The organism is Streptomyces sp. NPDC039609, from assembly GCF_055596705.1.
Map to the genome: position 1 here is coordinate 497,786 of NZ_JBVIUJ010000001.1, position 12,127 is coordinate 509,912.

Annotated in this window: 11 protein-coding genes; 5 read left to right on the forward strand and 6 right to left on the reverse strand. The window is 71.4% G+C overall.

Annotated elements, in window-relative coordinates; genetic code table 11:
* Positions 1–2: 2 nt before the first annotated feature.
* Positions 3–248, reverse strand: a complete 246-nt coding sequence (locus tag ACZ561_RS02230) for a hypothetical protein (RefSeq protein WP_376431915.1) — start codon at positions 246–248, stop codon at positions 3–5.
* 247 nt (positions 249–495) lie between these two features.
* Here ACZ561_RS02230 and ACZ561_RS02235 point away from each other — a divergent pair, with 247 nt between their 5' ends.
* The 3 genes from ACZ561_RS02235 (at position 496) to ACZ561_RS02245 (ending at position 3,579) form a co-directional block, all read left to right on the forward strand.
* Positions 496–1,344 (forward strand): PP2C family protein-serine/threonine phosphatase, encoded by an 849-nt coding sequence (locus ACZ561_RS02235; RefSeq protein ID WP_470988518.1) that lies wholly within the window; start codon positions 496–498, stop codon positions 1,342–1,344.
* A 40-nt stretch (positions 1,345–1,384) separates the two neighbouring features.
* A complete protein-coding gene (locus ACZ561_RS02240; protein WP_470988521.1) occupies positions 1,385–2,380 on the forward strand; it encodes an MASE1 domain-containing protein in 996 nt (331 codons plus the stop codon).
* Between the two features lie 89 nt (positions 2,381–2,469).
* The gene (locus tag ACZ561_RS02245; RefSeq protein WP_470988524.1) at positions 2,470–3,579 is read left to right on the forward strand and encodes an AI-2E family transporter; all 1,110 of its coding nucleotides are present in this window, start codon (positions 2,470–2,472) and stop codon (positions 3,577–3,579) included.
* A gap of 19 nt (positions 3,580–3,598) precedes the next feature.
* On the opposite strand, the gene ACZ561_RS02250 is transcribed toward ACZ561_RS02245, so the two are convergent.
* From ACZ561_RS02250 to ACZ561_RS02270, 5 genes are all read right to left on the reverse strand, one after another.
* Entirely contained in the window at positions 3,599–4,081 is a 483-nt protein-coding gene (locus tag ACZ561_RS02250) for an NUDIX hydrolase (RefSeq protein WP_470988526.1), read from the reverse strand.
* A 23-nt stretch (positions 4,082–4,104) separates the two neighbouring features.
* Complete coding sequence (locus ACZ561_RS02255) at positions 4,105–4,839, reverse strand: D-Ala-D-Ala carboxypeptidase family metallohydrolase (protein WP_376431925.1); 735 nt, start codon at positions 4,837–4,839, stop codon at positions 4,105–4,107.
* Positions 4,840–4,957: 118 nt separating this feature from the next.
* Positions 4,958–6,244: an NAD(P)/FAD-dependent oxidoreductase gene (locus tag ACZ561_RS02260; protein WP_470988529.1), complete on the reverse strand. Its 1,287-nt coding sequence runs from the start codon at positions 6,242–6,244 to the stop codon at positions 4,958–4,960.
* A complete protein-coding gene (locus ACZ561_RS02265) occupies positions 6,229–7,749 on the reverse strand; it encodes an FAD-dependent oxidoreductase (protein ID WP_470988532.1) in 1,521 nt (506 codons plus the stop codon). Before ACZ561_RS02265 ends, ACZ561_RS02260 begins: the two co-directional genes overlap by 16 nt.
* Complete coding sequence (locus tag ACZ561_RS02270; protein ID WP_470988535.1) at positions 7,746–9,197, reverse strand: FGGY family carbohydrate kinase; 1,452 nt, start codon at positions 9,195–9,197, stop codon at positions 7,746–7,748. Before ACZ561_RS02270 ends, ACZ561_RS02265 begins: the two co-directional genes overlap by 4 nt.
* 311 nt (positions 9,198–9,508) lie before the next feature.
* Here ACZ561_RS02270 and ACZ561_RS02275 point away from each other — a divergent pair, with 311 nt between their 5' ends.
* Both ACZ561_RS02275 and ACZ561_RS02280 read left to right on the forward strand, forming a co-directional pair.
* Positions 9,509–10,483, forward strand: a complete 975-nt coding sequence (locus ACZ561_RS02275) for a hypothetical protein (protein ID WP_470990021.1) — start codon at positions 9,509–9,511, stop codon at positions 10,481–10,483.
* A 74-nt stretch (positions 10,484–10,557) separates the two neighbouring features.
* Positions 10,558–12,087, forward strand: coding sequence for an amino acid permease (locus ACZ561_RS02280; RefSeq protein ID WP_470988538.1), 1,530 nt, complete (start codon positions 10,558–10,560; stop codon positions 12,085–12,087).
* Positions 12,088–12,127: the final 40 nt, after the last annotated feature.

Sequence of the window (12,127 nt, forward strand, 5' to 3'; positions counted from 1 at the left end):
CCTCACCCCGCTCGGCCGCGATCCGGCGCGGGGGAGGCGCGCAGGGCCGAGACGAGGCGCAGGAGATGTGCCTCGTTGCCCGAGAGCCCCGCTGCCCGCAGGGCCGCGTCGGCCTCGGCCATGGGGTGGGTGAGCATCGCCGCCGCGTACGGCTCCAGACGCGGATCGGTCAGCACCGCCTGGGTGGACTCCAGCAGACGAAGGTACGCCTGAGCGGCGGCGCGCTCACGGACGGAGAACGTGGTCATGTCGGGCTCCCTCTCGACAGGTTGGACGCTTCCACCCTCTCCTACGGGTCTGACAATGAGGGCGGAGGTGACATCGCTCGGGATGTCGGACACCGCCACCCGGCTCCAGGGCGGCCCGGCAGGCCGCCTCCGGTGGTCACCCTCGGTGACCTGGGCGTTCGTGCCGCGGAGCGGGGCTCCCTGTGGAGCCATGGGGCACCGGCGGCTAGGGTGAAGTCGGGAGTCGGCGGAACCCCCCGGAGCCGTGATGCGCGGACACCGTCCCGATCCGCCCGACAATGCGCAGCAGCTTCTGGTCGCACTCGGGCAGCTCGTCGATCAGGCCCTGGAGCGGATCAAGTTCCAGCGGGCCAGGGTCGAGCTGGCCATGGCCTTGCAGCGTCACATGCTCCCACCGGGACTCCCGGAGGTGCCCGGGTTGCAGTTCGCCGCCAGATACACGCCCTCGCGGGACGGACTGGACGTGGGCGGCGACTGGTACGACGCCTTCGTGATGAGCGACGGGTCCCTGGGGCTCACGATCGGCGACGTGCAGGGCCACGATGTGGAGGCGATCGCCTTCATGGGGCAGGTGCGAACCAGCTTGCGTGCCATCGCCGAGTCGACGAGCGACACCCGAGAGGTGCTGGAGCGGACCAACGATCTGCTGATCGCAATGGGGGGCGGCCGGTTCGCGACCTGCTGTTTCCTGCGCTTCGACCCTGTCACCCGCGATCTGACGGTGTCCCGGGCCGGCCATGTCCCCATGATCTGGGCCACGGCCGCGGGCCAATGGGGCGTCGCGCTCGACAGTGGTGGACCGCCGTTGGGCATCCTGCGGGGCGAGAAGTATCCGGTGACCCACCGACGTCTGAGAGAGGCCGGCGTCCTGGTGCTGGTCACCGACGGAGTGGTGGAGGGCCCGCACTACCCGATGGAGTCCGGTCTGGCCGAGGTCGCCAATCTGGTGCGCGCGGGATTCGACGCAGACCCCGACGTGCTCGCCTCCGCCGTCGTCAAAGTGGCTGATCAGACCGGGCACCGGGATGACGCCGCGGTCCTCGTCGTGCGCTACGAAGGCCCCCAGGAGACTGTCCCGCCCCCGGAGCAGGTCTGACCACGGCGTCCCCGCCGGAGTCGCAGGGATCCCGATGCGCATGCAGACTGCTGTCGTGCGCGGTGCGGAGATGAGTCGCTACGGGCGTGCTGCGCTGCGCGTCCTTGCCGTCGCAGCCGTCTACTACGGCGCCGCCCGGATCGGGCTTCTCCAACAACTCGTACGCGAGCAGGTCACACCCCTGTGGCCGCCGACCGGCGTCGCGCTGGCCGCGCTGCTGCTCATGGGCCTGCGTGTCTGGCCGGGCATCGCCCTCGGTGCGTTTCTGGCGAACGTGTTCCTCGGGCCCTCGGCGGTCGCGGTGCTGGTCATCACCGTGGGCAACACCCTCGCGCCGGTCTGTGCCTTCCTGATGCTGCGCAAAGCCGGATTCAGAGCCGAGCTGGACCGCTTGCGGGACGTCCTGGCGCTGATCTTCCTCGGCGCCCTCGCCGGCATGCTGATCAGTTCGACCATCGGCAGCGGCGTACTGGTCCTGTCCGGAGCCGAGGACGCGGGCGACTTCTGGTCCACATGGTCGGTGTGGTGGACCGGTGACGCCATGGGGATCCTCGTCGTCACACCGTTCCTGCTCGTGCTACGCAGGGCCCGGTGGCCGGTGCGGGCCCGGCCCGCCCGCTGGCTCGAGGCGGGGGCGCTGGCCTTCGGTACGGTCTTCGTCACGCTCCTGGCCACGCGCACGACGGACTCGCCCCTGCTCTTCCTCGTCTCTCCCCTCCTGATCTGGGCGGCGTTCCGCTTCCAGCTGGCCGGAGCGGCGCCCTGCGCGCTCGTGGTCTCGACGCTGGCGATCGTGGCCGCCACCGCGGAGAAGGGTCCGTTCGAGGGCGAGGATCTCTTCTCGAGCATGGTCACGCTTCAGGCGTTCAACGGCACGACGGCGCTGACGGCTCTCCTCCTCGCGGTCGTGATCACCGAACGCAACAACACCCATGACGAGATCAAACGGGTGTGCATGCGGTTCGCGGAGATGGTGGCCCAGATGGAACCGCGGCCTGATCCGTTCGAGTTCCCGCCCGAGGATCCGCCGCCCTGACGTCCGAGCGCTTCTGTCGTCGGACGCCCATGCCCTCATGGGGCAGCAGCGGTTACACAACGTGCCCGCGGCATCAATAGGGTGACCCCATGTCTGCGACGTTGAGTTCCACCAAAGCCGCCGCCGCGCTTCGCACCGCGGCACGAGTCTCCGCGGAGTCCCTGCTGGTCCTCGTGATGGCCGCAGTGAGCCTGTGGATCGTGGGCCGCATGTGGCCGGTCGTCTGGCCGCTCATAGTCGGCCTGTTCCTCACCACCCTCACCTGGCCCCTGGCTCGCTTCCTGCGCCGGCACGGGTGGCGCCCCGCGCCGGCCGCGGCTTTCGTGACCGTCCTGTTCCTCCTGGTCGTCACGGGCGTCCTGGCGCTGATCGCGGTGCCGGTGGCGTCCCAGTCCGGCGAGTTGGCCGACGGGGTGGTCGAAGGGATCCAGAGGCTGCGGGAGTGGGCCGCCGGGCCGCCGCTGAACATCGGCGACGACCAGATCTCGGGCGCGTTCGACTCCGCGATGGCCCGCATCCAGGACAGCGTCGGCAGCCTGGTGACCGCCGTCGCCACGGGCGTCGGCACCGTGTTCAACGGCGTCGTGACCGCCGTCCTGGCGCTCTTCCTGATGTTCTTCTTCCTCAAGGACGGCCCGCGCTTCCTGCCGTGGCTCACCCGACAGCTCCCCGGACGGCTCGCCGTCGACGTTCCGGTCGTCGCCGAGCGCGGCTGGGAGACCCTGGGCACGTTCGTGCGGTCCCAGGCGTTCGTGGGCCTGCTCGACGCCGTCTTCATCGGCCTCGGACTGTGGATCCTGGATGTGCCGCTGGTCCTCCCGCTGGCCGTGCTGACGTTCGTGTCCGCGTTCGTGCCGATCGTGGGTGCGCTCTTCGCCGGCCTGGTCGCGGTGCTGATCGCCCTGGTGTCCAACGGGCCGACCGACGCGCTGATCGTGCTGGCGATCATCGTCGTCGTGCAGCAGCTCGAGGGCAACGTCTTCCAGCCCATGATCCAGAGCCGTGGGCTCGGTCTCCACGCGGCCGTGGTCCTGTTGGCGGTGACGCTGGGCGGGAGCCTGGCAGGCATCGTCGGCAGCCTGCTCGCCGTGCCCGTGGCCGCACTGATCTCGGTGATCTGGAGCTATCTGCGCGAACAGCTCTCCGAACCCCTGCCGGAACCGGAACCCGACGCGCCGCTCACCGACGTCGCTGTGTGACGGGTTCGCAGGGGACGAATCAGGGCCCGCCCCGCCCGTCAAGCCCTGCGGCGAGCCGCTCGAGGAAGACCCGCTGACCCGACACGAGGAGCGGAGCGGCTGCCTCAGGGGTGAACCAGCCGACCCGGTCGATCTCCGGGAACTCCCGCTGGGTGCCCGAGCCGCGGGGCCACTCCATCGTGAACGTGCCCGGCACGATTCGGGTCGGGTCGAGGTCGGATTCGACCGCCCAGATCGTGACCGTCTTGCCGTTGGCCTGCCGCGCCTCGCCGAGCGCGAGCCGCTCGCCGTCGGGCGCCGGCAGGCCGAGTTCCTCCTCGAACTCGCGGCGGGCGGCGGCCTCCGGTGTCTCCTCCGGGCCGTACTCGCCCTTGGGGATCGACCAGGCCGAGACGTCCTTCGAGGCCCAGAAGGGGCCGCCCATATGCCCGATGAGCACCTCGAAGTCACCGTCAGCCGTCCTGCGGAAGAGAAGGAGCCCGGCACTGCGCTTGTCCGACATGGCGTCCAGTGTGGCGGAGCGCGTCAGATGCCGCAGCTGCTCGCCGACCAGAACCGGGAGGCACGGGTGTCCACATGCGCGTGGTCGCCGTGGCCCGGGTAGCCGGGGCCGAGGATCCCGTTGAATCCGTGGTTACGGGCCTGCTTGGCCAGCGTGCACAGCGAGGGCGAGCCCGTGAGGTCGATGCCGTCCCCGTAAAGGTGCCGGCTGTCCGACGCCCCGCCGACCGCCGAGTTGCACGCCCGCGAGCGGAATCCGCTGCTCACCGAGATCGGCACGTCGCCGAGCGCGTGGCGCAACGCCTCCAGCTTCCACATCGCGCGCAGGGCGTTCGACCTCGCGGTGGCCGCGGTGACGGCACCGCCGGAGAAGTCGCCGTTGCACTTGTTGAGCTCGGCATAGGTGAAGTGGATCGGCGTGCAGTCGGCGTCCTGGAGCGCGTACAGCTTCGAGAAGGTCGCGGGACCGGCGACGCCGTCGGCGGCGAGTCCGTACGCCTGCTGGAAGCGGGTCACCGCGGCCTTGGTGGCGGGGCCGTAGTCGCCGTCGACCGTCAGCACGGCGCCGTAGCCGGGATATCCGGCGACCCGGATCTGCAGCTGGGTCACGTCCGCGCCGGACATGCCCGAGGACAGGGTGCGGCCCCAGGTGTAGCACTCGTCGGCATGTGCCGTACCGGATGTGGCGACCGTGCCCGCCAGTGCGGCGACCACCAGAAGAACCATCGAGAGCAGAGATCTGACCATGCGCCGGGCCATGACACCTCCGTGTCGGAACCGGACGGGACCTCCGCCCCGATTCCGCCATGAGCATGACCATGCGGAAGGTCGTGGTCAACGGTTCCGGACGTTCGCCATTGGCCCAGGCCAGTGGCGTCTACGGGACGATCCGGACCGTCACCGGGCCGCCCGCCGGGTCCACCTCGCGCGCCCATGCGGCGCGCAGCCGTACGGAGCGGTGCGGCCACGCCGTGCCCAGGAGCCTGACGCGGTGGAGGATCCGGCCGTCCTGCGCGACCTCCACGACCGGGCGCACCAGTGGCTCCCTCACCCTCAGCAGAAGCGGACGAGCCGCCGCCGCGTCGGTGACCCGGTTCGGCGCCACCCACCCCACCGGGCCGTCCGCGACCACGGGCACCGCCGACAACGGCCACACCTCCCCCGACAGATAGCGGAGGACGGCGTCCGCCACCCCGCGCCCCTCGGCCGCCGCCACGCCCGCCGATTCGACTCCGCGCAGAACGTTGCCCGCCGCGAAGACACCCGCGGACCCGGTACGGAACGAGCCGTCCACCGAGGGCCCTCGCGTACCGGGGTCCAGCGGCACCGCCCGTGCGCGGGCAAGCTCGTGGTCGGGGATCCAGTCACCGGTGAAGACGACCGTGTCGCAGCGGATCGTGACGTTCCGTCCGTCGGGACGGCTCAGGCGGACCCCGGTGAGTCTCCGCCGTCCCAGCAACTCGGTCACCACGGCGCCCGTCAGGAGCGGAGGGAGAGCGGTGGCCGTGAACCGCCGTGGCTCGCGCGGCTGCTCGGTGACCATGGCAACCACGTCGGCCCCACCCCGGCGCAGCGCCCGCACCGCGTGGTGGGCCACCGGTTCCGCGCCCACGACGACGGCCCGCCGCCCGAGCCGCGCACCACGCACCCCGTGCAGATACACGGACTGCTGGAGCTCGCCGGTCGTCAGTACGCCGGCCGGCCGCGATCCCGGCACCAGGCGTGCGGTGCGCGGCCGTTCGCGCGCGCCGGTCGCCAGGATCACCGCCCGCGCGCTGATCCTCTCCAGCCCGCTCGGGGAGGTGACGTCCAGGGTGAGGGGGCCCGCCCAGCCGGTCGCCGAGACTCCCGTACGGACCGTGGCCCCGGCCAGGACCGCCGCTCGCGCCATCCGCCGTGCGTAACCCGGTCCGTCCGTGGGGCGACCCGGTCCGGTCAGGCCGAAGCCGCCGTGGGCGCAGTGGCGCGGCACCCCACCGGCCTGCTGCTCCCGCTCCAGGACCTCGATCCGGTACCGGCTCGCAGAGCCCGGGGCAGGGGGCGAGCCGGAAGCCGCGCCCCAGCCCGAAACCGTCGCCGCGGCGAGCCGAGCCGCCGCCGCGAGTCCTGCGGGCCCCGCGCCGACGACGAGCACTTCCACCGTACGGTTCACCGCTCCGACCACGGGGTCTCCGCCTCCTCGAACATCGCCCGGACCGTCGCCCCGCACGAGAACCCCTGGCACCGGCCGCCTCGTGCCCGCGTCCGGCGCCGCAGACCGTCGAGTGAGCCCGGGGGGATCGTCGAGGCGAGCGCGGCTCGGATCTCTCCCCGCGTGACCCTTTCGCAGTGGCAGACGATCGAACCGAACTCCGGGTCACGCGCGATGAGTTCGGCATCCCGATACGGGCGCGGGAAGGCTTCTCCCAGATTCGGCATCCGCACCGGGGCGAGCGGACGCTCCGCCCCCAGGGCCAGCCCGCTGTCGGCGAGCAGCTCCACCACGTGTGCGGCGATCCCCAGGGACGCGGTCAGGCCGGTGGACCGGATGCCGCCCACCGTGACGTAGCGCCGGCCGGGATGAGCGGCGATCCGGTAGTCGTCGTACTCGGTCGCCGCCCGTAGCCCGGCGTACACGGCGGTCACTTCCTCGTCGAGGAGCTCGGGGAGGATCCGTCGACCCTGCGCGCGCAACGCCGCCAGACCGTCGGCCGTCGAACCGGTGGCCGACCTGTCGTCCAGGTCCTCGGCCGTCGGCCCGAGCAGCACGTTCCCGTACACCGTCGGCGCGACCAGGACGCCCTTGCCGAGCGCACCCGGCACGGGGAGCAGGATGTGCCGGACGAGCGGGCGCGCGAACTTGTCGAAGACGATCAACTGGCCGCGCCTGGGCGTGACCGTGAAGTCGTGTCGGCCGAACAGCGTGTCGAAGCGGTCCGCGTACAGTCCGCACGCGTTGACGACGTACCGGGCACGCAGCACGCCGCGCGGGGTGACCAACCGGTGCGGATCGCCTGGGTCGGCTTTCTCCACACGGCAGTTGAGATGCAGATCGACCCCGGAGCGGACGGCCTGGGTGGCGTACGCGAGTGTGGTGGTCCAAGGGCAGATGATCGACTCTCCGGGGACGTCCAGCGCGCCGAACGCGCCGGGCCCCAAGTGCCTTTCCCGTGCAGCCAGTTCCCTACGGTCGAGAAGCCGTGTGGTGCGGTGGCCATTGCGCACCGCCTTGTCCGCGAGGCCGGGGAGCGCGGCCAGCTGCTCCTCGTCCCAGGCGACGAGCAGCGCGCCGAGCGGCTCGACGGGGATTCCCGTCTCGTGGGCGTAGTCGGCGAGCAGACGTCGCCCGTCCCGTACGAGTCGGGCCTCCAGGGAACCGGGCACGGCGTCGAATCCGGTGTGCAGGATCGCGGTGTTGGCCTTGGATGTGCCCTCGCCGACATCGCCGGACGCCTCGACGAGCGCGACCCGCAGCGGCCGGCGGGCGAGCTCGCGGGCGATCGCGCAGCCCACCACCCCGGCGCCGACCACCACGATGTCGTACTCCGAGCCCGGCGCGGAGGAGCCCGGCAGCGCCCCTCTTCGGGTCACGACGCCGGAGGTCTCGGGCAGTGCCCGAGCCCCGCCGCCCAGGCCGCCCACGCGAGCTCCCGCCCCCGTACCGCCTCCGCCCAGCCATCCCGCCGTCATGGCCGTGACGATCCGGGGGAGCCGTCGAGGAGCGCCGTCACGGCCGTGCGGAATCCGTCCAGCCGTTCCTCCGCCTCTGTGCTCGTGATGGCGGGTTCGTACACGGCCGACGGTTTCCACTCCGGAACGGCCTCCTCGACGGTGAGGCCGGAGTCGAGGCCGAGCCGCGCCACCGTCCCGACGCCCAGCGCCGTGGCGTCCGGCAACGCCGATACCTCCACCGGAAGTTGGAGGAGATCGGCCTGGGTCTGCATCAGCAGTGCGGAACGGGTCAGGCCCCCGTCCACGCGCAGCGCGGTCAGCGGTCTGCCGAGGTCGGCGCCGGCCGCGCCGGCCAGCTCCACGACCTGGGCGGCGATCCCCTCGCACAGGGCGCGCACCAGGTGTCCACCGGTCGTGTCCAGGCCCAGGCCGTGCAGCGAGCCGCGTACATCGCCTCGCCACCACGGTGCGGCGAGCCCGGCGAGGGCCGGGACGAAGGTGACTCCGCCGGAATCCGGGACCGCGCCGCCCACGGTGTCGAGGTCTTCGGCGCCCGAGATCACCCCGAGGTCGGTCAGCCAGCGCACGGCGGACGCGGCCGTGTACACCTGGCCGTCCAGGCAGTAGCTCGTTCGCCCGGCGAGTCGCCAGGCCACACAGCTCACGAGCCCCGAGTCGCCGCGGCGTGGGGTCGGCCCGGTCTGTGCCAGCAGGAACGCCCCTGTTCCGTAAGTGCATTTGGCCGCGCCGGGCTCGGTGACGCTCTGGGCGAGGAGGGCCGCCTGCTGGTCGACGAGGAGTCCGGTCAGCGGGATCGGCGGCCCGAACGCGGTGGTGACGCCCACCCGGGTGTCGGCGTCGACCACGCGCGGCAGGCGTTCGCCGCCGAGCCCGAAGACGTCGAGGGCGGGATCGGACCAGGACACGGTGTCGAGATCGAGTAGTCCGGTGCGTCCCGCCGTCGCGGCGTCCGTGACGAACGCGCCCGTGAGGCGGTGCACGAGCCAGGCGTCGCTCGTGGTGACCACGCCCGCGCCGGTGAGGTGGCGTCGGATCCAAGCCATCTTGGGGGCGGCGAAATAGGGGTCGAGCGGAAGACCGGTCCACCGCCTCAACTCATCGGCATGTGAGGAGAGTTCCGTACACACGCTCTCCGCCCTGCGGTCCTGCCAGACGAGTGCGTCGGTGAGCGGCTCGCCCGTCGCGGGGTTCCAGGCGAGAACGGTCTCGCCCTGATTGGCCAGGCCGACCGCCGCGACCGGGGTGCCCGCCTCGGTCAGCGCGGCCCGGCCCGCGGTGACGACGGAGTCATACAGGTCTGCCGGATCCACCTCGACCAGGCCGCCCGGCAGATACCGCGGCCGCACGGGTGCCGTACCGGAGCCGATCACGCCCCGCTCGGGGCAGACGACAAGCGCCTTCGTCCCGGAAGTGCCCTGGTCGACGGCGAGTACCGGGCCCGTCATGGTCGTACTCCCGTCCCCGAAGCACGTTCGGTTCTTGATCGCGGAAGCGGACAGACTGGTGCACGCGGCCCGTCCTCGTCAAGCGGTGCATGGCCGGGAGGTCAGCTCGTCACGCATATGTGAGGGATCTTCAATTTCGTTCAGTGGCTGGATAGTTACGGTCAGAAGCGAAAGTGGATCGGTCTCGTCCATGCACCTCTATAGTGATCGCCGATCAACGGCCGGGACGCCCACCCGGGGACTGACCACCCCCGCCGCCCACCGAGGACCCACCGAGGACCCATGTCTCCCAGCGCACGCCCCGCTTCGTGATGGCAGGACACGGCTTCCGGCCCGTCTACCATCCGGCGGGCCACGACCACGCCCTGCGTCACGCCGTCCAGGACCTGCGGACCGGCCGCTGGGTGTCCATGGCCCGATTACTCGACGAGACGCCCGGCTGGGACGGCTGGACCCGGCGCACCCAGGTCCTTGCCGCCGTCGCCGCCGGCACCGATGTCGTAAGGATCTGGCGGTCGGAACAGCCGGACAGCATCTCCGCGACCGTAATGCACACCCGGGTCGCCGTGGAGCGGGCCGTACGCGCCCACCGCGGCGGCCACCCCCGCACCCGCGCTCTCTGGCAGGAGGCGTGGACCGCCTGCCGCGATGCCGCCGAACAGGCGCCCGACGACCCCGTCCCCTGGGTCTGTCTCCTCGCCCTCGCCGCGCTCGACGAGCGCCAGCGGATGGAGGAACACCGGCTCCGCCCGCCCGCGCCCATGCTGGCGCCCGGCCCCTGGGGACTCCTCGCCGAGGCCGAGAAGCGCGACCCGCATAATCGCGAGGCGCACCACCGGATGCTGCAGTTCTTCTACGGGCGCCAGTCCGGACCCCTCTCCGAAGCGGTCAACTACGCACAATGGGCAGCCGGTTCGGCCCCCACGGGCTCCTCCCTGCACGCGCTCCCCCTCTACGTCCGGGTGGAGCGCTACCGGCGCGAGCGCGGCCAGGAGCACGCACTCGACCTGCACTGGGTCGCCGAGGACGCCGTCCGTGACGCCAGCCGCGCTCTCGACGCCTGGTTCCTCTTCTGTGCCACCGCCGAGGCGTCCCTCCTGGACCTCAACCACCTCGCCCACGCCCTCTTCGGTGCCCTCCGCTTCGCCGACGCGGCCCGCGTCTTCGAGGCCCTCGGGCCGTACTGGACGGTCCTGCCCTGGGCGTACCGCACGCCACGGCCCGACGACCGGGCCCTCGCCGAAGAGGTCTTCGTACGGGCCCGCGCGCGCTGTATCGACCCGTGACTCCGAAGGCGCGACGTACCCGCACCGCCCCGCTCGACTCCCCAGCCCGCCCACCCACTTCCGGAGGTACCGGCATGTCCCGCACCGTCCCCGCCGACGAGATACGCAGGCCCCCCGCCGCGCAGGACGAGGAGGCACGGCTCCGCGAGCTCGGCTACCAGCCCGTCCTCGCTCGCCGCATGGGCGGCTTCGGCAACTTCGCCATCAGCTTCTCGGTCATATCCATCCTGTCCGGCTGCATGACCCTCTACGGCTTCGGTCTCAGCACCGGCGGACCCGCCGTCATGATGTGGGGCTGGGCGGGCGTCGGGCTCTTCGTGCTGTGTGTCGGCCTCGCGCTCGCCGAGGTCACCAGCGCCTACCCGACCTCCGGCGCCCTCTACTACATGGCCGACCGGCTCGGCGGCCGGCGCTGGGGCTGGTACACCGGCTGGCTGAACCTGCTCGGTCTGCTCGGCGCCATAGCCGGCATCGACTACGGCGCGGCCCTGTTCACCGGAGCCTTTCTCAACCTCCAGTGGGGCATCGTGCCCACGGCCGGTTCCACCTTCCTGATCTTCCTCGCCATACTGCTGCTGCACGCCGTACTCAACCTCTTCGGTGTACGTCTGGTCAGCGTGCTCAACTCGATCAGCGTCTGGTGGCATCTGACCGGTGTGGCCGTGATCGTCGGCGCCCTCGCGTTCATCCCCGACCGGCACCAGTCGGCAGAGTTCGTCTTCACCGAGTTCGTCAACGACACGGGCTGGGCCAACCCGTTCTACGTCGCCGCCGTCGGTCTGCTCCTCGCCCAGTACACCTTTTCCGGCTACGACGCCTCCGCCCATCTCTCGGAGGAGACCTCCAACGCCTCGGTCAGCGCGGCCAAGGGCATCGTCCGCGCCATCTGGGTCTCCTGGATCGCCGGTTTCGCGCTGCTCGCCGGACTGACCTTCGCCATCCAGGACTACGCAGGTACGCAGAACAGCGCCACCGGCGTCCCGCCCGCCCAGATCCTGCTCGACGCGCTCGGCTCCGGCGGCGCCACCGTCCTGCTGCTCGTGGTGATCGTGGCCCAACTCTTCTGCGGCAACGCGGAGGTGGCCGCCGCGAGCCGGATGGTCTTCGCCTTCAGCCGCGACAACGCCCTGCCCGGCTCCGCTCTCTGGCGCAAGGTCAGCAGCCGTACGCAGACCCCGGTTCCGGCCGTCTGGCTCTCGGTCGGGTTCGCCGCGCTCCTCGCCGTGCCGTCGCTCTACTCCGCCACCGCGTACGGGGCCGTCACCGCCATCAACGTCATCGGCATCACCCCTGCCTACGCCATTCCGATCTACCTGCGGCTGCGGGCGGGCAAGCGGTTCACTCCGGGGCCGTGGAACCTGGGGCGCTGGAGCGCCCCGATCGGTTGGATCGCCGTGATCTGGGTAGCCGTGGTCACCGTGCTGTTCTGCCTGCCGCAGAAGTCCCCGGTGACCATCGACTCCATGAACTACGCCGTCATCGCGCTTGCCGTCGTCCTCCTGCTCGCCAGCGTCTGGTGGTACGTGGCCCGCCGCTCGTACGGCACTCCGTCGGCGTACGGCAACGCCCGCGAGGAGGCGGAGATCGCGGAGGGCATCGTGTGAGTTCCGTGAGCCGGCGCACAGTTCGCGGCGGACACGGGTG

Bases quoted from the DNA above. Each gene is read 5' to 3' on its own strand.
- ACZ561_RS02255 (WP_376431925.1), bottom strand. From the start codon at position 4,839: ATGGCCCGGCGCATGGTCAGATCTCTGCTCTCGATGGTTCTTCTGGTG.
- ACZ561_RS02250 (WP_470988526.1), bottom strand. From the start codon at position 4,081: ATGTCGGACAAGCGCAGTGCCGGGCTCCTTCTCTTCCGCAGGACGGCT.
- ACZ561_RS02270 (WP_470988535.1), bottom strand. From the start codon at position 9,197: ATGACGGGCCCGGTACTCGCCGTCGACCAGGGCACTTCCGGGACGAAG.
- ACZ561_RS02245 (WP_470988524.1), top strand. From the start codon at position 2,470: ATGTCTGCGACGTTGAGTTCCACCAAAGCCGCCGCCGCGCTTCGCACC.
- ACZ561_RS02280 (WP_470988538.1), top strand. From the start codon at position 10,558: ATGTCCCGCACCGTCCCCGCCGACGAGATACGCAGGCCCCCCGCCGCG.
- ACZ561_RS02240 (WP_470988521.1), top strand. From the start codon at position 1,385: ATGCAGACTGCTGTCGTGCGCGGTGCGGAGATGAGTCGCTACGGGCGT.
- ACZ561_RS02230 (WP_376431915.1), bottom strand. From the start codon at position 248: ATGACCACGTTCTCCGTCCGTGAGCGCGCCGCCGCTCAGGCGTACCTT.
- ACZ561_RS02275 (WP_470990021.1), top strand. From the start codon at position 9,509: ATGGCAGGACACGGCTTCCGGCCCGTCTACCATCCGGCGGGCCACGAC.
- ACZ561_RS02265 (WP_470988532.1), bottom strand. From the start codon at position 7,749: ATGACGGCGGGATGGCTGGGCGGAGGCGGTACGGGGGCGGGAGCTCGC.
- ACZ561_RS02235 (WP_470988518.1), top strand. From the start codon at position 496: ATGCGCGGACACCGTCCCGATCCGCCCGACAATGCGCAGCAGCTTCTG.